This is a genomic window from Brachybacterium sp. AOP29-B2-41 (assembly GCF_052378395.1).
Classification (GTDB): domain Bacteria; phylum Actinomycetota; class Actinomycetes; order Actinomycetales; family Dermabacteraceae; genus Brachybacterium.
The window spans coordinates 215,892-236,415 of sequence record NZ_JBQSXR010000005.1 but is presented as its reverse complement, the minus strand read 5'-3'; the positions used below and the strand labels follow the sequence as shown (position 1 = coordinate 236,415).

At 70.5% G+C, this 20,524-nt stretch carries 16 protein-coding genes and 1 riboswitch; of the genes, 8 read left to right on the top strand and 8 right to left on the bottom strand.

Annotated features, from left to right (window positions below; all coding sequences use genetic code 11):
- Positions 1-75: 75 nt before the first annotated feature.
- A complete protein-coding gene (locus ACT3T9_RS07335) occupies positions 76-1,632 on the bottom strand; it encodes an RNA polymerase sigma factor (RefSeq protein WP_444606215.1) in 1,557 nt (518 codons plus the stop codon).
- Positions 1,633-1,931: 299 nt separating this feature from the next.
- On the opposite strand from ACT3T9_RS07335, the gene glgP reads away from it, so the two are divergent.
- From glgP to ACT3T9_RS07300, 7 genes are all read left to right on the top strand, one after another.
- Positions 1,932-4,496, top strand: a complete 2,565-nt coding sequence (gene glgP, locus ACT3T9_RS07330; RefSeq protein ID WP_444606214.1) for an alpha-glucan family phosphorylase — start codon at positions 1,932-1,934, stop codon at positions 4,494-4,496.
- 37 nt (positions 4,497-4,533) lie between these two features.
- Positions 4,534-5,853, top strand: a complete 1,320-nt coding sequence (locus ACT3T9_RS07325) for an extracellular solute-binding protein (RefSeq protein ID WP_444606213.1) — start codon at positions 4,534-4,536, stop codon at positions 5,851-5,853.
- A 53-nt stretch (positions 5,854-5,906) separates the two neighbouring features.
- A riboswitch (TPP riboswitch) is annotated at positions 5,907-6,000 on the top strand.
- Positions 5,991-7,625: a bifunctional hydroxymethylpyrimidine kinase/phosphomethylpyrimidine kinase gene (locus ACT3T9_RS07320; protein WP_444606212.1), complete on the top strand. Its 1,635-nt coding sequence runs from the start codon at positions 5,991-5,993 to the stop codon at positions 7,623-7,625. It overlaps the preceding riboswitch by 10 nt.
- Positions 7,622-9,010 carry an MFS transporter gene (locus tag ACT3T9_RS07315; RefSeq protein ID WP_441444150.1) on the top strand — a complete coding sequence of 463 codons (1,389 nt, stop codon included), beginning with the start codon at positions 7,622-7,624 and terminating at the stop codon, positions 9,008-9,010. Before ACT3T9_RS07320 ends, ACT3T9_RS07315 begins: the two co-directional genes overlap by 4 nt.
- Entirely contained in the window at positions 9,007-9,783 is a 777-nt protein-coding gene (gene thiM / locus ACT3T9_RS07310; protein ID WP_441444149.1) for a hydroxyethylthiazole kinase, read from the top strand. The genes ACT3T9_RS07315 and thiM overlap by 4 nt, the downstream gene beginning before the upstream one ends.
- Positions 9,780-10,421: a thiamine phosphate synthase gene (locus ACT3T9_RS07305; protein ID WP_441444148.1), complete on the top strand. Its 642-nt coding sequence runs from the start codon at positions 9,780-9,782 to the stop codon at positions 10,419-10,421. Before thiM ends, ACT3T9_RS07305 begins: the two co-directional genes overlap by 4 nt.
- Before the next feature lie 63 nt (positions 10,422-10,484).
- Positions 10,485-10,826 carry a TfoX/Sxy family protein gene (locus ACT3T9_RS07300; protein ID WP_441444147.1) on the top strand — a complete coding sequence of 114 codons (342 nt, stop codon included), beginning with the start codon at positions 10,485-10,487 and terminating at the stop codon, positions 10,824-10,826.
- A gap of 120 nt (positions 10,827-10,946) precedes the next feature.
- Here ACT3T9_RS07300 and ACT3T9_RS07295 read toward each other — a convergent pair whose 3' ends face one another.
- A complete protein-coding gene (locus ACT3T9_RS07295; RefSeq protein WP_441444146.1) occupies positions 10,947-11,876 on the bottom strand; it encodes an acyl-CoA thioesterase in 930 nt (309 codons plus the stop codon).
- 40 nt (positions 11,877-11,916) lie between these two features.
- Between ACT3T9_RS07295 and ACT3T9_RS07290 the strand changes: the two genes are divergently transcribed.
- Positions 11,917-12,447, top strand: coding sequence for an acyl-CoA thioesterase (locus ACT3T9_RS07290; protein ID WP_441444145.1), 531 nt, complete (start codon positions 11,917-11,919; stop codon positions 12,445-12,447).
- A 7-nt stretch (positions 12,448-12,454) separates the two neighbouring features.
- Here the strand turns inward: ACT3T9_RS07290 and ACT3T9_RS07285 are convergent, their stop codons facing one another.
- From ACT3T9_RS07285 to ACT3T9_RS07260, 6 genes are all read right to left on the bottom strand, one after another.
- Positions 12,455-12,904, bottom strand: a complete 450-nt coding sequence (locus ACT3T9_RS07285; protein ID WP_441444144.1) for a globin — start codon at positions 12,902-12,904, stop codon at positions 12,455-12,457.
- Between the two features lie 54 nt (positions 12,905-12,958).
- Complete coding sequence (locus ACT3T9_RS07280; RefSeq protein ID WP_441444143.1) at positions 12,959-13,909, bottom strand: mechanosensitive ion channel family protein; 951 nt, start codon at positions 13,907-13,909, stop codon at positions 12,959-12,961.
- A 163-nt stretch (positions 13,910-14,072) separates the two neighbouring features.
- Positions 14,073-16,622 carry an aminopeptidase N gene (gene pepN, locus ACT3T9_RS07275; RefSeq protein ID WP_441444142.1) on the bottom strand — a complete coding sequence of 850 codons (2,550 nt, stop codon included), beginning with the start codon at positions 16,620-16,622 and terminating at the stop codon, positions 14,073-14,075.
- Positions 16,623-16,692: 70 nt separating this feature from the next.
- Positions 16,693-17,346 carry a DUF402 domain-containing protein gene (locus tag ACT3T9_RS07270; protein WP_441444141.1) on the bottom strand — a complete coding sequence of 218 codons (654 nt, stop codon included), beginning with the start codon at positions 17,344-17,346 and terminating at the stop codon, positions 16,693-16,695.
- Between the two features lie 139 nt (positions 17,347-17,485).
- Complete coding sequence (locus ACT3T9_RS07265) at positions 17,486-18,607, bottom strand: fatty acid desaturase family protein (protein ID WP_444501745.1); 1,122 nt, start codon at positions 18,605-18,607, stop codon at positions 17,486-17,488.
- A gap of 62 nt (positions 18,608-18,669) precedes the next feature.
- Positions 18,670-20,508 carry a sensor histidine kinase gene (locus tag ACT3T9_RS07260; protein ID WP_441444139.1) on the bottom strand — a complete coding sequence of 613 codons (1,839 nt, stop codon included), beginning with the start codon at positions 20,506-20,508 and terminating at the stop codon, positions 18,670-18,672.
- Between the last annotated feature and the right edge of the window lie 16 nt (positions 20,509-20,524).

Genomic DNA, 20,524 nt, shown 5'->3' with positions numbered 1-20,524 from the left:
GATCTGCCGGACGCGCCCGCACGACACGCCGCCCCGCTCGCCATCGCGAGCGGGGCGGCGTCATGCTCAGAAGGATCAGACCCCGGAGACGGCGGGGTCCAGGCTCGCCACCACACGCTCGGAGGGTGTCCCGGACTCATTCCCAGGGGGCATCTCGCGGGTCACGAAGAGACGCTCATCGCTCTCCTCGGTGGTGAACCTGATAGAGCCGTCGTCGGCGAGATCAAGCACCCCCAGACTGCGCTGCACCCCATCGGTCTCGCCCCAGAGCTCGAGGACCTCGTCCTCCCAGCCCACGACCCCTTCGGCGCGCAGTGAGATGCCGTCCTCGGTGATGACCGCGCGCCAGGTCCCGTTGTCGCTGACTCCGGGGACCAGCTGGGCGCCGGCGGTCATGGTGTGGTTCGCCCAGGCTGAGGCGAGGCGCTCGGACTCCTCGAGCTGATGGTGGACATCCGACAGCAGATAGCCGAGCACCAGCAACGCGGCCACTGCAGCTGCTGCGACGGTGCGGGAGAACCACGGGACGCCGCGGCGCCCCTGCGCGGCGCGCCGCTTCTCGCGCCGGCGGTCGCGACGCGAACGCTGCTTCTCATCGGTGGCGCGGAAGGAGAAGGCGGGGGACGAGGCGCCCTCCGGAGCGCCCGTCGGCAGAGCCGCCTCGCTGCTGGCGGCCATCGACGAGCCGTCCTGTGGCTCCACGGCGCTGGAGTGGCGTCCGCCCGCCATCGCCGGCGGGCCGACCATCCGACGCTGCGAGTCGGTTCCGAGCACCGGAGTGGCGTAGTCGCCCCGATAGCTGGGCTCGGGCTCTGCGGCGCCTGCATGACGGGCCGAGAGCGGACTCGAGCGGGCGCCATCGGTCCGCACTGCACCGAAGCCCTCGAGCACGGCGAGGCGCAGATCGCGAGACGGCGGGACCGTGGTCAGCAGCGCGAGACGCGCCGCGGCCTCGATGGCATGGCGATGAATCCCTGCCGTCTCCGGATACCGGGTCAGCTCGCGCAGTCGGAGCCGCTCACCCTCCTCGGCGAGGGCCAGGGCATCGAGTGCGGCCAGCGCTCGAGTCTCCACATCGGGCGGACCGCCGAAGGGGACCAGCTGATCCAGTGCCTGGGAGAGGATCACGGCGTTCTGCTGGCGAGGCTGCCCCGTGTAGGAGAACCGCCCCTGGGCGGCGGATTCGACCAGCGCACGATGTGCCGGCGGCAGCTCCAGCAGCACGCGCAGCACCTCCACCTCCCGTCGGTCGCGGGTGCGGTCGTTGACCAGGTCCGGTGCGACCAGGGAGCGCACGTCACCGCTGGGGTTGGTGGCCACTGCGGCCCGTCGGGCCCGGTCCAGCACCGCCGCCTCGCCCGGCAGCCCGCTCGCGGCGAGATCGCCGGCCTCTCGAAGGCAGGAGCGCAGCACCGTCACGGCGAGCTTCTCCGCCCGCGCCGAGGAGCCCGTCACATGCACGGAGAGGCCGTGGATGCGGGGCCCGAGCACGTCCACCAGTGCGGCCGCGGCACGCTGATCCCCACCGGCTGCTCGCCGCAGCAGCGTGCGCGTCGGATCGAGGCGCTCTCCGAGGTCGATGGTGTCCTCCGGGATCGCGGGCATCTCCCCGGTCCGTATGTCGCTCCCCATCGGGCGCCTCCGTGCGTTCTGCTCTCGTCGTCGGGGCACCGTCCCCCACGGTGCCGCACCATTGTCGCAGGCAGTGACGCCGGTGAGGGGCGAATGCCGCTGTCGGCGCGGGAACGGGCGGCCCCACCGGGAGGAAAGCTCTTGCAAGAATGTTGCACAGCGAGGGAGTTCTGCGTGTCGGACGATCTGGCAATCGGGCATCTCCCCTGGTAGGGCGGCGGAAAATGCGGGCAGAACATCGTCGTCCGAAGCGCAAGAAATGTGCAAGACCTGTCAACGTCCTCGGGTACCGTGGTGCCATGAAGCCGATCTCCACGATCACGGTCTCCTCCGACCTCCCCAGCGTCCTCGAGCCTCTGCGCGACCTCGCGCTGAACCTGCGCTGGACCTGGCGCCGTCAGACCGTCGACCTGTTCCGCTCGCTCGACCCGCAGGTGTTCGCCGCCAGCGGGGAGAACCCGATCGCGATGCTCTCCCGGGTCCCGGCGGGGCGTCTGGCCGAGGCGGCCCGCGACGAGACGTTCCTCGCGCAGATGCGTTCTGAGGCTGGTGACCTGCGCACCTACCTCGACTCCGGTCGCTGGTTCCAGCGCACCGTCCCCGGGGCACAGGGCGCCGGTGACGGCTCCTCGATCGCATATTTCTCCATGGAGTTCGGGATCACCCCGACCCTGCCGATCTACTCCGGGGGCCTCGGCATCCTCGCCGGTGACCACCTGAAGTCCGCCTCGGACCTCGGGGTGCCGCTGGTGGCCATCGGCCTGCTCTACCAGTGGGGCTACTTCTCCCAGTCGCTGGACCCCAGCGGGTGGCAGCAGGAGAACTACCATCACAACGATCCCGAGCAGCTGCCCATCTCTCCCGTGCTCACTTCCGCCGGAGAGCAGCTGACCGTCTCGGTCACGACGCCGGGCGGCCGTGAGATCGCCATCGCCGTCTGGAAGGCGCAGGTGGGCCGGGTCCCCCTGCTTCTGCTCGACACCAACCTCGAGACCAACGACGAGGATGCCCGCCAGATCACCGACCGGCTCTACGGCGGCGACCACGAGCACCGCATCGTCCAGGAGATCGTGCTGGGGATCGGCGGCGTCCGCGCCGTCGAGGCGTACGCCCAGGCGACCGGAACTCCGGCACCCACCGTGTTCCACCTCAACGAGGGCCACGCGGGCTTCTCTGGCCTCGAGCGTGTAGGCCGCCGGATCGACGCCGGGGCCAGCTTCTCCGAGGCCGTGGCCGAAGTGCGGGCGGGCACCGTGTTCACCACCCACACCCCGGTGCCGGCCGGCATCGACCGCTTCGACGCCTCCCGGCTGCGCAGCTACCTCGACGCCGACGAGACGGGCCTGTCCCGCCTGATCCCCTCGCTGCCCGTCGAAGCCGCACTCGCCCTCGGGATCGAGGAGGGCGGGGACGTGTTCAACATGGCCCAGCTCGGATTCCGCATCGCCCAGCGCGCCAACGGCGTCGCGAAGCTCCACGGCGCGGTCTCCCGCGGCATGTTCCAGGACCTCTACCCGGGCTTCGACGTGCCCGAGGTGCCGATCGGCTCGGTCACCAACGGCGTGCACCGCCGCACCTGGACCTCGGCGCACATGGATGACCTGTACAAGAAGGCGCTCGGCGACGTCGACATCTCCTCGCTGAGCGACTGGAGCGCCCTGGCGACCCTCACCGACCATGAGCTCACCGAGACCCGCAACGCGCTGCGCGCGGATCTCGTGACGATGGCTCGGGATCACGTCAAGGAGTCGTGGCTGCGCCGCGGTGCCGACGAGGCAGAACTCGCCTGGACCGAGCACATCCTGGATCCCAACGCCCTGACCATCGGCTTCGCCCGCCGCGTCTCGACCTACAAGCGCCTCACGCTGATGCTCTCGGACCCTGAGCGTCTCAAGAAGATCCTGCTGGACGAGTCGCGTCCGGTCCAGATCGTGGTGGCGGGCAAGTCGCACCCGGCCGACCGCCCCGGCAAGGAGTTCCTCCAGCAGCTGGTGCAGTTCGCCGATGACCACGGCGTGCGCCATCGCATCGCCTTCCTGCCCGACTACGACATCCGCATGGCCTCGGTGCTGATCGCCGGCTCGGACGTGTGGCTGAACAACCCGGTCCGACCGGAGGAGGCCTCCGGCACCTCCGGCATGAAGGCCGTCCTCAACGGCGGGCTCACCTTCTCGGTGTCCGACGGCTGGTGGGACGAGATGAAGGACGACGAGGCGGGATGGACCATCCCCACCGCGGAGGTCCCCGACCAGTCCGAGCGCAACCGGATCGAGGCCGAGGCCCTCTACGAGATCCTCGAGCAGTCGATCGTCCCGCTGTTCTACGAGCGTGACGCGCGCGGCATGCAGCGTGGCTGGATGACCAAGGTCCGCTCCTCGCTGGTCAAGGTCGCCCCGCAGATCGTCGCGGCACGCATGGTGCGTGACTACGTCACCGACCTCTATCTGCCTGCCGCCCGGGCTGCGTCCGCCTTCGCCTCGGATCCGGCGCTGGCCGGCGAGTTCACCGAGTGGAAGGCCGCAGTGCAGCAGGCCTGGTCTGCGATCGCCGTGAGCGGGGTGACCCTCGAGGGCACCGACGGGTCGACGGTCTCCACCGGCGCCGAGGTCACGCTGGTGGCAGACGTCGAGCTGGGCGGCCTTCGCGACACGGACGTGCTGATCGAGGCGGTGCTCGGTGAGATCGGCGCGGATGATGAGATCATCGATCCTCAGCTGATCCCTCTGCAGCGCGGGGACGACGGCCGCTGGGCCGCACGCTTCGCGCTCGCCGCTCCCGGCGAGGTGGGCTACACCGTGCGGGTCACGCCGCAGCACCCGGTGCTGGCCTCCCGCGCCGAGCTCGGGCTGGTCGCCACCGCCTGAGCGACCCGCCGCACCACCACTGAAAGGCCCCGACCCCGTGCCGACCCGCCGCCAGCTCCTGCTCACCACCGCTGCGATGGGACTGGCCGGGGCCGGGGCGCTCAGCGGCTGCTCCTCGGATCGGTCCGTCGAGCTCGAGGACGGCGACACGCTGCGGATGCGGGTGTGGAGCGAGGCGGCAGCGGCGGCGTACGAGGAATCCCTCGCGGAGTTCACCGACAGCACCGGGATCGCGGTCGAGGTAGAGGTGCTCGGCTGGGATGACTACTGGACCCAGCTGCCCTTGGACGTGGCGGCGAAGAACCTGCCCGACGTGCTGTGGATGAACACCGCGAACCTCGCCCAGGCTCATGCCAGCGGGCGGCTGGCCGAGATCGGCGAGATCGTCGGCGAGACCTCCTCCCGGTGGGAGGGCGTCGCGACGGACCTCTATCGGCTCGAGGACGGGCTGTGGGGTGTTCCCCAGCTCTGGGAGCAGAGCATCCTGGTCGCGCACGAGGGCCTGGTCGCCGCGGCCAAGGGTGATGCCACGGCGCTGAGCTTCGACCCCGCGGCGCCGACGGACCCGCTGCGGGACCTCTCTCGCGCCCTCACCGTCGACGGAGAGGGACTCCACCCGGGGGACGAGGGCTTCGACCCCGGGGCCCGTGCGACCTTCGGGTTCAGCGCTCATCCCGACCGCACCGCGGTGCTGGGCCCCTTCATCGCTGCCCAGGGCGGCAGCTGGCAGGACGAGGAGGGGACGATGTCCTTCGCCTCCGACGCAGGCATCACTGCCGTTCAGTACCTCACAGATCTCGCGTCCTCGCATCTCGGCCCGGCAGGGTCGGAGACCACGGCGGATCCGGCCCTGTGCCGGAACCTGTTCCTCCAGGGCAAGCTCGGTCTGCTGCAGACGGGCACCTATGACCTGCACACCCTGACCGAGGAGATCGGTGGCAGCTTCGACTGGGGCATCCATCCCGTCGTCGCCGGCCCTCAGGGGCCGCGCCCGCTGGTCCACGCGATCGCCGCAGTCGGCGTCGAGGCGAAGAAGGACGATCGGTCCGCGGCGATCGCTGAGCTGTTGAACTGGCTCGGCGGTGCGGACGGTCAGCGCGCGCTGGCCGAGAACCGTCTGGGCATCCCCGCCCATCGTGATCTGCGTGGCGCGTGGGAGGAGAGCTGGGCGGAGGCTGGAGTGGACGTCTCGGTGATCGAGGTGCCCGAATCCGCGGCGCGTCCCGAGACGGGTGATCGTTCGGCGATCGCCACCGGCACCGCTCTGCAGGGCATCGCGAAGGTCTTCCGCGGTGAGGCCACCGCCGCCGAGGCACTCCCGGAGGCGCAGCAGGCCGCCCGAGAGGCGATGGGCTGAGCAGGGATTCGACGGAGAGGCGAGGGCTGAGCCGAGAGCTGTGCCTATACTCGGCCGCGGACACGGGGTGCGTCATCCGACGCTGAGATCACACCCGTGGAACCTGATCTAGTTCGTACTAGCGAAGGGATGTCCTCGTGGCTCCGTCGTACCCTGCCCGAATTCCCCGTGTGCTGTCGATCGCCGGCACGGACCCCTCCGGGGGTGCTGGCACCGCCGCGGATCTCAAATCCATCACCGCAGCAGGCGGCTACGGCATGAGCGTCGTCACCGCGCTCGTCGCACAGAACACCTGCGGCGTGCGGGAGATCCACGTCCCGCCGGCCCCGTTCCTGGACCGGCAGCTCCGCGCGGTCAGCGACGATGTGGTGATCGATGCGGTCAAGACCGGCATGCTCGGCACTGCCGCGCTCATCGCGACGGTCTCCGAGTGGCTCGACGAGCATCCCCCGCAGATCCTCGTCGTCGATCCGGTGATGGTCGCGACCAGTGGTGACAGCCTCCTGGCGCCGGACGCAGAGCAGGCCATGATCACCTTCTGCTCGCGCGCCACCGTCGTGACCCCGAACATCGAGGAGCTCGCACGCCTGACGGGGAGCGAGCGCGCCCGTGATGAGCGGGCCGCCCTCGAGCAGGCCCGAGGATGGGCCGCACGGACAGGTGTCGCCGTCGTGGTGAAGACCGGACATCTGGACTCCGCGACGGTGACGAACACCTGGGTGGGCCCCGACGGCATCTGCCTCCCGGTCCCCTCGACGCGGGTGAGCTCGACCAGCACCCACGGCACCGGATGCTCCCTCGCTTCGGCGCTCGCCACCCGATTGGGCAGCGGGGAGTCGCCGCAGGAGGCGCTCGCCTGGTCCACCCAGTGGCTGCATGAGGCCATCTCCCACGGGGAGGCGCTGCGGGTCGGGAGCGGCCACGGTCCGGTGGACCACTCCCACCGCGCCCGCCGTCTGCAGGCCGCCGGGGAATCCACCCCCTGGCTCGGTCCGGGAGCTGTCCCACCCATCCTCGACTCCCCGGACCAGATCCTTTCGGCGCTCGGTGCCGCGCTCCCGGCAGCGGCGCGGATCGAGCCTGCCGTCGCCCCGGCCGGGCCATGGACGCAGGCGCTGTGGGCTGCGGGGGAGCCCATCGCTCGCAACATCGCGGAGTCCGACCTCGTCCGTCAGCTGGTCGACGGCAGTCTGCCCCCGAACGCTTTCGCGTTCTACCTCGCCCAGGACTCGCTGTACCTGCGTCGCTACTCCCGCGCGCTCGCGGCGCTCTCGGCCGCTTCGACCGATGTCGTGGCCCAGGTGTTCTGGGCCCGCGGTGCGAGCAGCTGCCTCACCGTCGAGTCCGCGCTGCACCGTGGCCGGCTCGGTGAGCAGGAGGAGATCGGGGTCTCCCCGGTGACCAGCGCCTACACCGACTTCCTGCTGGCCACCACCCTCGGGGAGGAGCGTGCTGTGGGAACCGCCGCCGTGCTGCCCTGCTACTGGCTGTACGCGCAGACGGGGGCCACACTGCCCTCCGTCCCGAGCGATCACCCCTATGCGGACTGGCTCGACACCTACCGTGACCCGGGCTTCGTCATCGCCACGCAAGGAGCACTGGAGCAGGTCGAACGGGAGCTCGCCACAGCCTCCCCAGCGGTCCGCTCCGCAGCGGTCCGTGCCTATCTCCTCGCCAGCCGGCATGAGCTGGAGTTCTTCGACCAGGCGCTGCGCCTGGCGGCACCGGTTCCAGCGGACCAGCACGAGACGATCCTGGAGGGGGCGCTGTGAGCGGGACCCATATGCTGCCGGGGACCCCGATCGCGACCACCGATGAGCGCCTCCCCCCGGCCGGCCGGGCCGCCCTGCGCGCCGGCGTCGTGGGCAACTGGGTGGACAACATCCACGTCTTCCTGCCGCTGACCGCGCTGGCCCCGGCGATGGTCGTGCTCGCCGGGCCCGCGGCAGCAGCTTCGACGGGGTCCCTGATCGTCGTCGCGATGCTGTTCGGGCGGCCCGTCGGCGGGATCGTGTTCGGGCGCATCTCGGATCGTCTCGGGCGCACCCGCACCACCCGGGTCGCGATCGCCGGAACCGCCGCCTGTGCGCTGGCGATCGCCATGACGCCCACCCACGAGATCCTCGGTGCGGGGACGATCGCCCTCATCCTCGCGCTGAGGTTCCTCGGCGGAATCTTCGTGGCGGGGGAGTACTCGGCTGCCATCCCGCTCGCCATGGAATGGTCCCGGCCCCGACGGCGCGGCCTCATGAGCGGATTGATCCTCTCGATGGCGCCGTGGGCGCAGGCGAGCATCGCCTTCTCGGTGGCGATGCTGCTGATGATGCTGGGCCCCGATGCCTACGCGGCGTGGGGGTGGAGGCTGCTCTTCGTGCTCGGAGCACTGGCCTCGATCGGCATGCTGATCTACTACAGCCGCCAGGTCACCGACGCCCCGGTCTTCCACCGACGGGCCCGGACCACGTCGGTGCGCCCACGAGCGGGCCTGCGGGATCTGCTCACCGGCCGCTGGGCCTCGTCGTTCTGGCAGGTCTTCCTCCTCATGACGGGGCTCTGGCTGCTCACCAACACCACGGTGCTGCTGCTGACCGGCCGACTGGGGACCGACACCGGACTGCCCGCGACCGGCGTCTCGATGGCGATCGGGATCGCCTCCATCGCCCAAGCGGTCGTGATGGCGCTCGCCGGTCACCTGTCGACCCGAACCGGTCGACGCACCCTGTTCATGGCCTGGGGACTGGTCGCTGCGGTGGCCGGCCCGCTCGTGTGGTGGCTCGCAGTCACCTCGCAGTCCTTCGGCCGAGCGGCAGTGCTCGCGGCCGTGCTGCAGGTCATCACCGTCTCTGCCTACGGCCCGGTCTCGGCGTACCTCTCCGAGCGGTTCCCGACCGAGGTGCGCTCCACCGGCTACGGCATGGGCTACAGCCTCTCCCTCGTCCTTCCCGCGCTCTACCCCTTCTACCTGCCGTGGCTCGAGGCGCTGCTCGGGCGTCACGGGTCGGTGATGGCGCTGATCAGTCTGGGCGGCGGGCTCCTCGTGCTCGGTGCCGCGCTCGGGCCCCGACTCTCCCCACGGGACACCGACGCTGACATCGATACCGTTGCCGACGGGGTCCGCGAGCACGGGCCGGTGCAGACGACGGAAGGCGCACGATGAGCCCGACGGACCCGGACCTCGCCCCGGTGGCGCACGTGCTCGCTGCCGTCCGCCGGCGCCAGCCGCTGGTGCACTGCCTCACCGCGACGGTCTCCATGGGGATCGTCGCCGACGGGCTGCTCGCCGCCGGCGCACGCCCCATGATGACCGAGACCCTCCAAGAGGCCCCCACCCTCACGACGCTGGCCGATGCGCTCGTGATCAACCTGGGCACCCTCAGCACCGACGCGATGGACGGCATCCCGGCGACCGTCGCCGCCGCCGTGCGGGATGCCCGCCCCTGGGTGCTGGACCCGACCGCGATCGGGATCGCCCCGGTGCGGACCGCGCTCGCGCGCACCCTGCTCGACTCCCACCCCTCCGTGGTGCGAGGGAACGCTTCCGAGGTGCTCGCCCTGGCCGGAACCGGGCGTGGCGGGCGCGGCGCGGACTCCCAGACGGATCCCGGGAGCGCCGAGGACGCCGCTATGCAGATCGCAGCGCACACCGGCGGCGCCGTCGCGGTCTCGGGCCCCGCCGATCTCGTGCTCTGCGGCGACCGGCGGACCCGCCTGGCGAGGGGGAGCGAGCTGCTGACACGGGTCACCGGCACCGGGTGCCTGCTCGCCGCGCTGACCGCGACCTGCCGGGCCGTCGAACCCGACGCCTTCACGGCCGCGCTCGCCGCGACGACCTGGATGGCCCTCGCAGGAGAGACGGCCGAGCGCTGCTCCACCCGGCCGGGCTCCTTCCGCATGCATCTGCTGGACGCACTGGACGAGGTGGGACGATGACCCTGGATCTGCGCTGCTATCTGGTGACCTCGGGGACTGGCCGGCGCACGGTCGAGGCCGCGGCGGCTGCCGCCGCGGGCGGTGCCGGGGTGATCCAGGTCCGGGCCAAGGACGCCACGACCACCGAGCTGCTGGAGCTGACCTGCGCCGTCGCCGCCGCCGTGCACGAGGCGCGGCCCGCCGCCCAGGTGCTGGTCGATGACCGCGCCGACGTCGCCTTCGCCGCACGCCGCAGGGGCGCCGCGGTGCACGGCGTGCATCTGGGGCAGGACGATCTCCCAGTCGCCGCGGCACGCGCGATGCTGGGCCCGGAGGCGATCATCGGCCTGACCACGGGGACGCTGGAGACGGTCCGCCGGGCGGAGGAACTCCATGAGCTGCTGGACTACGTCGGCGCCGGACCGTTCCGGCCCACACCGACGAAGGACTCCGGTCGTGCTCCCCTCGGCCTGGCCGGCTACCGGAGCCTCGTGGCGGCGACCAGGCTCCCCATCGTCGCGATCGGCGGCATCACCGTCGAGGACGTCCCGGCGCTCGCACGGACAGGGATCGCCGGGATCGCGCTGGTGCGGGGCCTGATGGACGCCGACGATCCGGAGCGCGCCGCTCGGGACGTCGTCACCGCGGCCGGGCCGTGACAGACCGGCTCCGGTGAGGAAGACTCAAGACCGACCATCCGCGTGCATCGAGGGAGGGATCCCATGGCCACTGTCGCCCACCCCTCTCAGGAGGCGCTCCTGAATCGGATCCGCAGCCTGCTCCCGCCCGGGCGAGCTGTCCGAGAAGTCTCGATGTTCGGCGGCAGAGCCGTCATGCTCGAGGACGCGATGCTGGTCTCCGTCGGAGGTGACGGCTCGCTGCTGGTCAGGGTCGAGCCCACGCGCCACACCGAGCTGCTGACGCAGGATGGTGCCCGGCAGGCGGTGATGGGGACGCAACGGTCGATGGGGGAGGGCTGGATCGACGTCGAGCCCCGCGCCCTGGCCGAGGACATGGCCCTCGGCCGGTGGCTCCAGGACGCACTCGAGTTCCACGACCGCTGAGCGGTGGAACGCTCCCGGCCGCTGGATCCGGGTGCTGCTGGCGCTGCTCCTCAGCGCCCGCCGGACAGCACCCGCCGTTCAGCGCCCGCCGGTCAGCGCCTGCCAGCAAGCACCCGCTGGTCAGCGGGCCTGCTTGGCCCGGATCATGCCCTCCTGGGTGACGGTCGCGACCAGGTCACCGCTGCGGTCGAAGAGCTGGCCGTGGGTCAGGCCGCGCCCGCCGCTCGCGGAGGGGGAGCGCTGGACGTAGAGCAGCCAGTCGTTGGTGTCGACGTGCTTGTGCCACCAGATGGCGTGGTTGATCGTCGCCATCTTCAGGCCGGGCGTCATCCAGCTCAGCCCCTGACGGCGCAGGATCGGCTCGAAGGGCGTGTAGTCGCTCGCGAAGGCGAGGATCGCATCATGCGTGAGCGGTTCCGCCTCGATCGGGGCGAGCATGCGCATCCACACCATCTGCGACTCCGCACCTGCCGCATCCGGGCGCAGATAGATCGGATCGGTGACGTGACGGATGTCGATCGGGCGCTGGGTGGCCCAGAAGCGCGCCACCGGATGATCGATCCCGTCGAGCACCTCGGCGGTGGTCGGCAGCCCCTCGGGATCCGGCGCCTCGGGGGCGCGCTCCTGATGCTCGAGCCCGTCCTGGTCCTCCTGGAACGACGCCGTCATCGCGAGGATCGTGCGCTCCTCCTCATCAGCCTCCTTGCCGGGCTGGGTGGCCAGCACCCGGCGCACGGAGAACGAGCCGCCATCGCGCAGCGCATCGACCTGGAAGCGGATCGGATGCGAGGGATCGCCCGGGGCGAGGAAGTAGGAGTACATCGAGTGGATGCGGCGATCGGGGGAGACCGTGCGGCCCACCGCCGTGACGGCCTGGCCCATCACCTGCCCGCCGAAGACGTGCCCGCCGGGATGAGGGGAGGAATCACCCTGATATGCGGCGACGGTAGCCGTCGTCGAGAACTCGCCGAAGGGGGCGCTCTCGCGCAGATCCAGCAGATCCACGAGACCGGCGGCGATCTTCGAGGGGTCGGTGTGCGCAGAGGTCATGCGGCCGATCGTACTGGCGATGACGCCTACGATGAGAACCATGGCACCTCATTCCCTCGCCGATGCACCCGATCTCACGCCGGGAGAGCCGCAGCCCCTGGATATCCCGGTCGCGGTCCGCTGGACGGACCTCGATGCCTACGGCCACGTGAACAACGCCGCGGTGGTGCGCCTGCTCGAGGAGGCGCGCATCGCCGCCTTCTGGCAGCCGCCAGCCGAACAGGTCGAGCTCGGTGCGCCGCAGCCGCCGGCAGCGCTTCCGGTCGGCGGGGCCGGGGCGGCGGTCAGCACGGTCATCGCCTCGCAGCGGATCGAATACGCGCGGCCGCTCGGCCATCGCCGCGACGGCGTGGTGGTGCGGCTGTGGCTCTCCCGGATCGGTGGAGCCAGCCTCAGCGTCGACTACCTCGTGCTCACCCGCGACGATCCCGACGCAAGGACTCCCTACGCCCGGGCACGCACCGTGGTGGTGCTGGTCGACGCCGAGTCCGGCGCGCCCGTCCGCCTGGAGCAGGAGACCCGCGACCAGCTCCAGCAGTTCTCCGGCGAACCGCTGCGCTTCCGCGACTGAGCCCAGCTCAGCTCAGCTGATCGGGGACGGTCTGCCCGGCCGCCGGTGCCTCGCCGCCGTCGACCGTGTTGAGCAGTGAATGCGCGGCCCGATCCAGGTAGTCCCACAGCGTCTGCTCGTGCAGGGGTGCGAGGTCCAGGGTGTCGAGGGCGGCGCGCATATGTCGCAGCCACGCATCGCGGGCCGAGGGGGAGACCGGGAAGACGGCGTGCCGCATCCGCAGCCGCGGATGGCCGCGCTCCTCGCCGTAGGTCTTCGGACCGCCCCAGTACTGCTCGAGGAAGGTGCACAGCCGGTGGCGCGCCCCGGTGAGGTCCTCCTCCGGATACATCGGACGCAGTTCGGGATCCTCGGCGACACCCTCGTAGAAGCGGTCCACGAGCCGTACGAAGGTCTCATGGCCGCCGACGGCTTCGTAGAAGCTGATCTGCTCGGGCTGGGGGGACGGGGTGGTCATAGCTGGCGCTCTCCGGTCTTGGGGGTCACGAAGGTGGGAGTCATCTGCGGGCTGTCACTTCTGGACGGTCTCGACGAAACGGGGCATGGCGAAGGCGATGTCCGCGGCGGCGAAGCCGTCTCGGATCCGGGCGCGCAGCTCTCGCTCCACGCCCCACTGCTGACCGGGAGGGGTCTGCATCACGACACGGCGCTGGTAGCGGTTCGCATCCACGGCGAGCATGCCGGTGATGCTCGCGGCGGCGAGGATCTGGTCCTCGAATTCGGGATCCGCGGCCAGCTCGGCGGTGACCGACTCGAGCACGGTGGTCACCTGGTCGTCATCCGCCGCAGCGTCGATGTCGAGCACCACCACGGCATTCGAGAAGCCGCGTGCGTAGTTGCCGACCCGGATGATCTCGCCGTTGCGCACCGTCCACAGCACCCCGTCGATGCCGCGCACCTGGGTGGCGCGCAGGTTGATCGACTCGACGGTGCCCTCGGCGTACTCGATGTCCACCCAGTCGCCGACGGCGACGATGTCCTCGAAGAGCATCACCACGCCCGCGACCACGTCCTTGATGATGGTCTGGGCACCGATGCCGGCCGCCAAGCCCACCACCCCGAGACTCGCGATGACCGGGGCGATGTTCACCCCGATCTCGGAGAGGATCATCACCGAGGCCACGGCCCAGATCATCACGTGCGCGATGTTGCGGGCCACGTTAGACAGGGTGTGCGCACGCTGTTCGCGACGGGCCTGGGCCGCCTTCTGCGAGCGTGGATCCCGTTTGATCACGGTCCCGGCCACGGTGGAGAGCTTCGATCCGGACTGGACCATGGTGCGGAAGAACCGGCGCAGCAGCCAACCGGCCAGGAGACTCGCGATCGTGGCGGCCAGCAGGATGACGACGATCTTGACGCCGCTGGTGGCCAGCCAGCGCAGCAGCTGATCCATCAGGCTCAGCGCCTCATCGGTGGTGGGTGAGGTCAGCAGCGGTTCGAGATCCAGGGGGTCGTCCAACATACTTTCGACGATATCGCCCGGGCCGCCAGAAGTCTGGAGGAGTCCAGGGCGAGGTGGGTCACCGACCCGCCTCGCCCCGGCCCCGTTCGCGGGCTCACAGCGCGTCGCTCAGCGGCGTCTTTTGTGCTGTGCTCCTGCCGTTCGCGGGCTCACAGCGCGTCGCTCAGCCGATGTCCGCCGCGCGGACGCGCTCCTGGCGGGCGACGGTGTCGCGGCCCTCGATGATGATGCGGCGCAGCCCGAAGGGGGCTTCCTCGGCATCGGCGAGCCACTGATCGGCGGCATCGAGCACGGCCTGACCGCCATAGCTGTGCGGGAAGTAGCCGCCCACGAGGCGGGTGGCGATCTCGTTCGAGCGCTCCTTCCACACCTGGTCGATCATCGAGAAGTAGCGCTGTCGGTAGGGGGCCAGCAGCGACTCGTCGACCACTCGGCGGAATCCCTGGATCACCGCGGTGACCGACTCGTTGGCCAGGGTGTCCTTCTCCACCGTGCGGCGCCAGGCCTTGGCCTTGGAGACCTCGGTGGGCAGCGCCGCCTTCGCGGTGAGCGCATGCTTCCGGCCGGACTGGGTGTCGTCGGCGGCGAGCTGTTCGTCGATGCCGGCGACGTCGATCCCGCCCAGCACCGCGAGGGCGATCACGAGCTTCCAGCGCAGATCGGTGTCGATCTCTCGGCCCGGCAGGGTGACCGTCCCGCCGAGCAGCCCCTCGAGGGTGTGGCGGTGCTCCTCGGTGCGGGCCAGATGCGCGAAGCTCTCGACGAACTGCAGCTGGGCATCGGAGCCTGCCTCAGCCGCGACCGCGAGCTCCCAGACGGCGCTCGCGGCGGCCTCGGTGCGCTGGGCCCGCTGGTCGACGGCGGCATAGGGGCCCGCGACGGTCTCCAGCTGCTGCAGCAGGGTGCGCACCACCGAGGAGGAGTCCTCCCCGGTGAGGTTCGCGAGGACCAGCTGCTGGTAGCGGCGGCTGGGCAGCTCGCCGTCGCGGACCATGTCCCAGGCGGCGGACCACAGCAGGGTCCGTGCCAGGGAGTCGTCCAGATCGCGCAGGTGCTCCATCGCGACGGCGAGGGACTTCTCGTCGAGGCGCACCTTCGAATAGGTGAGGTCACCATCGTTGAGCAGCCACAGGTCGGCGCGCTTCCCGGTCAGCGCGGGCACCTCGGTGAGCTCCCCGTCCACGTCCAGCTCGACGGACTCGGTGCGCACCAGCGCCCCGTCCTGGAGCGAGAAGCCGCCCACCTGCAGGCGGTGCGGGCGCAGGGTCTGGTGCTCCGCCGGAGCGGTCTGGGAGATTGCGAAGCGGGTCACGGCACCGGTGGCGTCACGTTCGATCACCGGGCGCAGCGTGTTCACCCCGGCGCGCTGGAGCCACAGCTCGGCCCAGCTGCTGAGGTCACGGCCGCTGGTGGCCTCGAGCTCGACCAGCAGATCCGTCAGCTCGGTGTTCCCCCAGGCGTGCTTGGCGAAGTAGGCGCGGACCCCGGCGAAGAACTCCTCCCGGCCCACGTAGGCGACCAGCTGGCGCAGCACCGAGGCGCCCTTGGCGTAGGTGATCCCGTCGAAGTTCGTCTCGACGGCTTCGAAGTCGACCATGTCGGCCACCACCGGATGGGTGGAGGGCAGCTGGTCCTGCTGGTAAGCCCAGCCCTTCTCCGACAACGCGAAGGTGGTCCAGGAGCCGGTCCAGCGGGTGGCCTCGGCGCTCGCGAGCGTGGAGGCGTACTCGGCGAACGACTCGTTCAGCCACAGATCGTCCCACCAGCGCATGGTGACCAGATCGCCGAACCACATGTGAGCCAGCTCGTGGAGGATCGTGAGGTCGCGTCGCTCGCGCACCGCGTCGGAAACCTCGGAGCGGAAGACGTACGCCTCGACGTAGGTGATGGCGCCGGGGTTCTCCATCGCCCCCATGTTGTACTCCGGCACGAAGATCTGGTCGTACTTGCGGAACGGGAAGTCCTGGTCGAACGCCTCCTCGTAGAAGTCGATGCCGGCCTTGGTCACGTCGATGACGTTCTGGGCGTCGACATGCTCGGCGAGCGAGGCGCGGGCGAAGACGCCCATCGGGATGGTCCGGCCGTCGCGGGTGGTGATCTCCCCGGTGCCGCCCTGGTAGTTCCCGGCGATCAGGGCGAAGAGATAGGTGGAGATGCGCTCGGTGGGCTCGAAGGCCCAGGTGGCGATGCCCTCCCCGGCGGGGGTCGAGGCGGGGGTGGGGGAGACGGAGATGACCCGCCAGTGCGCCGGGGCGGTGACCGTGAGCTGGTAGGTGGCCTTGAGATCGGGCTGCTCGAAGCAGGCGAACATGCGGCGCGCATCGGAGACCTCGAACTGCGAGTACAGGTAGACCTCGTCGTCCACCGGGTCCACGAAGCGGTGCAGGCCCTCACCGGTGTTCATGTAACGACCGGTCGCCAGGATCCGCACGGTGTTCGCGCCCTCGCGGAGCGCGGGCAGGCGCACCCTCGCTCCGTCGAAGTGCGAGGCGGGATCGGACAGCAGCTCACCGTTGAGCTCGATCTCCTCGACGGATGCTGCGATGAGGTCGACGAAGGTGTCTTGGGCGGAGGTGGACGAGAAGCGGATCGTCGTCTCGGTGAGGAATGTCCGCTCGTCGGTGGTCAGATCAAGACGGATCTCGTAGGAATCGGTGCTGAGGAACGAGGCACGGCTGCGGGCCTCGTCGCGAGTGAGGTTCTCGGATGACATGGGCTCCATCCTGCCACCGACCCTGCATGCCTCGGAACTGAAGCGGCTCCCTGTGCTGAAGCAATCCTGCTCAGCGCTGCGTCAGGTCCAGATCCCAGGTGTAGTGGGCGGGCAGCGTGGGCAACGGCCACTTCGGATCCGGGAAGAAGTACTCATAGCCCGCCGAGAAGGGGTAGGTCCAGTCGGCGATGTGCTGTTCGGCCCGGTGGCCCGCGGCGCGGATCGAGGCGATCTCCTCGGCGGAGAAGTACCCGGTGCGCTCCGCGCCTTCGAGCTCGTCCTCGTCCTTGTAGTGCCAGTCCCGGCGAGGCAGCACCACCAGGTCCAGCACCAGGTCCCGGGTGCAGATGCCCTCCGCGGTGCGCTCGTAGGGCGTCTCGAGGTTCACGTAGTAGCAGCCCAGCGAGCCGTCGTCCTTGTAGAACAGCCAGATCGAGTAGGGGGAGTCCGGCAGCCCGATCATCAGGATGCCGTTGCCGGTCCACAGCTGCTTGGACTGGATGCGGGGCGCGGTGAACATGCCCTCGTCCCCGGCACGGCGCAACGCTGCACCGGATTCCAGCACGGGCAGCAGCACCTCGGTGCCGGGCGCGATCCAGACCACAACACCGCGGTCATCGTCCAGCACGACTGTGCCGGGGCGGACGGTGCGGGTGGGGTGCTGTGGGGTGTAGTAGGTCCAGGTCACCTGGTCGCCGGGCGACCAGCGCGGGGTGGAAGACATGGTGGTGATCCCGGCCGGATCGGCCTCCACGGACGCCCCGTACCGACCGGCCACCGAGCCGGGGCTGCACTGCCCGTGAAGGGGTAGGCGTATGGAGCGACCATACCGCCTCCCTCTCCGCGGGAGGTGCGGCGCGCCGTCAGGAGGCCAGGGGTGCGCTCCGCAGCTGCGAGGAGGGCAGGGGCGCGCCGCGCAGCTGTGAGGCGAGGGGGCAGTCGAACGGGTCCGCGTAGCCCAGGCCCACCTTGTTGAGGTAGCCGATGATGACTCGGTAGGAGGCGATCAGGTTCGTCTCGGTGTAGATGATGCCGCGCTCGGCGCAGAACTCCCGGACGATCGGCCGCACCTTGCGCAGGTTCGCCGAGGGCATCCGCGGGAAGAGGTGGTGCTCGATCTGCAGGTCCAGCCCACCCATCGCGATGTTCATCAGGCGACCGCCGGTGATGTTGCGGCTGGTGAGCACCTGGCGGCGCAGGAAGTCGACCTCCATGCCCTGCGGGATCAGGGCCATGCCCTTGTGGTTCGGGGCGAAGGAGCCACCCATGGTGATGCCGAAGACGGCCAGCTGCACGGCGAGGAACGCGGCACCGAGGACCGGCCCGAGGGTCACCAGGACGATCACGGGGAAGCCGATGATCCGGATGAGGACCAAGGTCAGCTCGAACGCACGGTGCTTGACCTTCTTCTGACGCAGCAGCGAGGAGATCGCCTCGTAGTGGAGCACGAAGGCGAACAGGCTCAGCAGCGGGATGAAGGCGTAGCCCTGGCGGCGGAGGAGCCAGCCCATGAACCCGGTGCGCTCCTGCGCGTCGCCGGGCACGAACACCAGCCAGCCGGGGGCGATGTCGCCGTCGCGGCCGATGGTGTTGGGGTGGGCGTGGTGCTTGTTGTGCTTGCGATTCCACCAGGCGATGCTGAGCCCCACCACGAGGTTCCCGATGATCCGGGAGAACCATTCGTTGCGGCGGCCGTTGGCGAACACCTGCTGGTGCGCGGCGTCGTGGCCCAGGAACGCGGCCTGGGTGAACAGGACCCCGAACAGGACGGCGACGGCCAGCTGCCACCAGGTGTTCCCGAGGGTCAGCAGCAGGGTGAAGGCGCCGGCGAACACTGCGGCGAGGATCGCGGTGCGGACCATGTAGGAGCGCACGTTCCGGCCCATCAGTCCTGCGGCCTTGACGCGCTCGGAGAGCTCGAAGTAGTCGCGGGTGTGGTCCGCAGCACGGTACTGAGCGGTGCTGGGCTCGACAGTGGTGGTCATGGTCACGACGTTACGAGGCGCGGCGGTGCGGCGCGTCCCTCGTCGGAGCGAACTTCCACCCCCTACCCGGGTAGGGGGTCGGCCAGCGGGATCCGTGCTCGCAGCAGGAAACCACCGGCCGGCGTGGGCCCGCTCTCGACGGTCCCGCCGAGGGCGCCGACGCGCTCCCGGGTGCCTACCAGCCCCATCCCGGCCCCGGGGAGCGGGTCGTGCAGGACAGCCGACGGCGGGGGAGCCTGGTTGCGGACGCTGATCTCCAGAACGCCGCCGAGACGGAGGATCCGGACCTCTATCGCCGCGCCGCGGGCATGCCGCAGGGCATTGCTCAGGCCCTCCTGCACCACCCGGTAGGCGGTGAGGCCGGTCGTCGGCAGGACTTCGACGTCGTCGAGCTCGGCACTGATCTGCGCGCCCGCGCTGCGGCTGGATTCGACCAGCTCCTCGATCTGGGAGAGGCCCGGCATCGAGACTTCCGCGATCGACTCGTCGGTGCGCAGGATCGTCAGCAGCGAACGCATCTCGCCCAGCGCCTGGCGGGCCGACCCGGCGATGTCCTCGAACTCGCTGACGGTCTCGGCATCGAGATGCTGCAAGCGGTACTTCGCGGTCCCCGCCTGCACCGTGATCACGGACATCGAATGCGCGACCACGTCGTGCAGCTCGCGAGCGATCCGGCCCCGTTCCTCGAGCTCCCGGCGGCGACGCATCTCCTCCACGCTCACGCTCTGCGCCTGCTCGGCCTGCCCTCGAGCCAGGATCCACTGCCGGGCGGTCAGCCCCAGCAGGACCACGCCGCCGCTGATGGCCACCAGCACCACCCCGTTGGTCGTCACCGCGCGCAGGGTCCCTTCCGGCAGCTTCGCCGGGTCGGTCACCAGCAGCACCAGCAGGGTCAGGATCGCTCCTGCGGACCACGCCGACAGTGCCCAGTACCAGCGATGGAAGATCGCGAGGACGGCCAGGGTGAGGCAATGGGCCAGCAGCGCGGTCACCGGCCATGGCCAGGGCGCTGTCCCGTGACCGGGCGCGGTCACCAGCAGCACCGCGAGCGCGGCAACAGCAGAGAGCGCGAGGCCAGCCCAGGGCCAGCGCGCTCCCAGCAGGGCTGCGGCGCCGGCGGCTGCGGAGACCACCATCGCCGCCGCAGGATGCACCTCGTAGACCACGGTGGTGACCGGCCATCCGACGACCACCAGCACGAAGGCGAGGTAGGCGATCGTCATCCGGCTCCACGCGTTCTCGCGCAGGCGGTGGTCGGAGGCGGCGAGCGGGGAGATCCTGGCCGCCCCAGCAGGGACGCCCCCGGGGAGGCGGGCGCCGGGGGCTGCACCACCGAGCAGGGATGCGGTGACTACCGCGTCGAGGCGGGCCAGCAGATGCACGCCGGCAGGGAGGGTCAGCGCCAGGATCAGACCGGTGACCGCGGCCAGCGCCCACTGTCCCGGCACCTCTCGGGTATCCGGAGGCAGCAGCCGTCCCCATGCCCAGTGCGTGAGCCCGCTGAGCGATCCGAGGATCCAGAGCAGGGCGAGCGTCCCGGTGAGTGCGCGCACCGGCAGGGCGATCAGCCCCTCGAATCCGAGGTCGAGCCACCGGCGCGGATCGGTGACGCGGCGCAGCGGACCGGCGGCGCCGGGTCCCGCCGGTCGGTATCGCGGGGTGGAGACCTCGAGTCCCCAGCGGAGGAGCCGAGCCCGGTCCCAGCGGGCGAAACCGGATGCCAGGGTCAGCGTCAAGGGCAGCAGCAGGACGCCGATCCAGAGGACCGCCAGAATGGCGGAGACCGCGGTGAGCGGGACCAGCACCAGCACGGAGAGCAGAGTCAGCCCCAGCCCGGAGAAGAGCAGCGCCAGATCGGGGCCCAGCTGGCGCAGGCTGCGCCGGTCAGGGACCAGGAACATGGCGGGGACCTCTCAT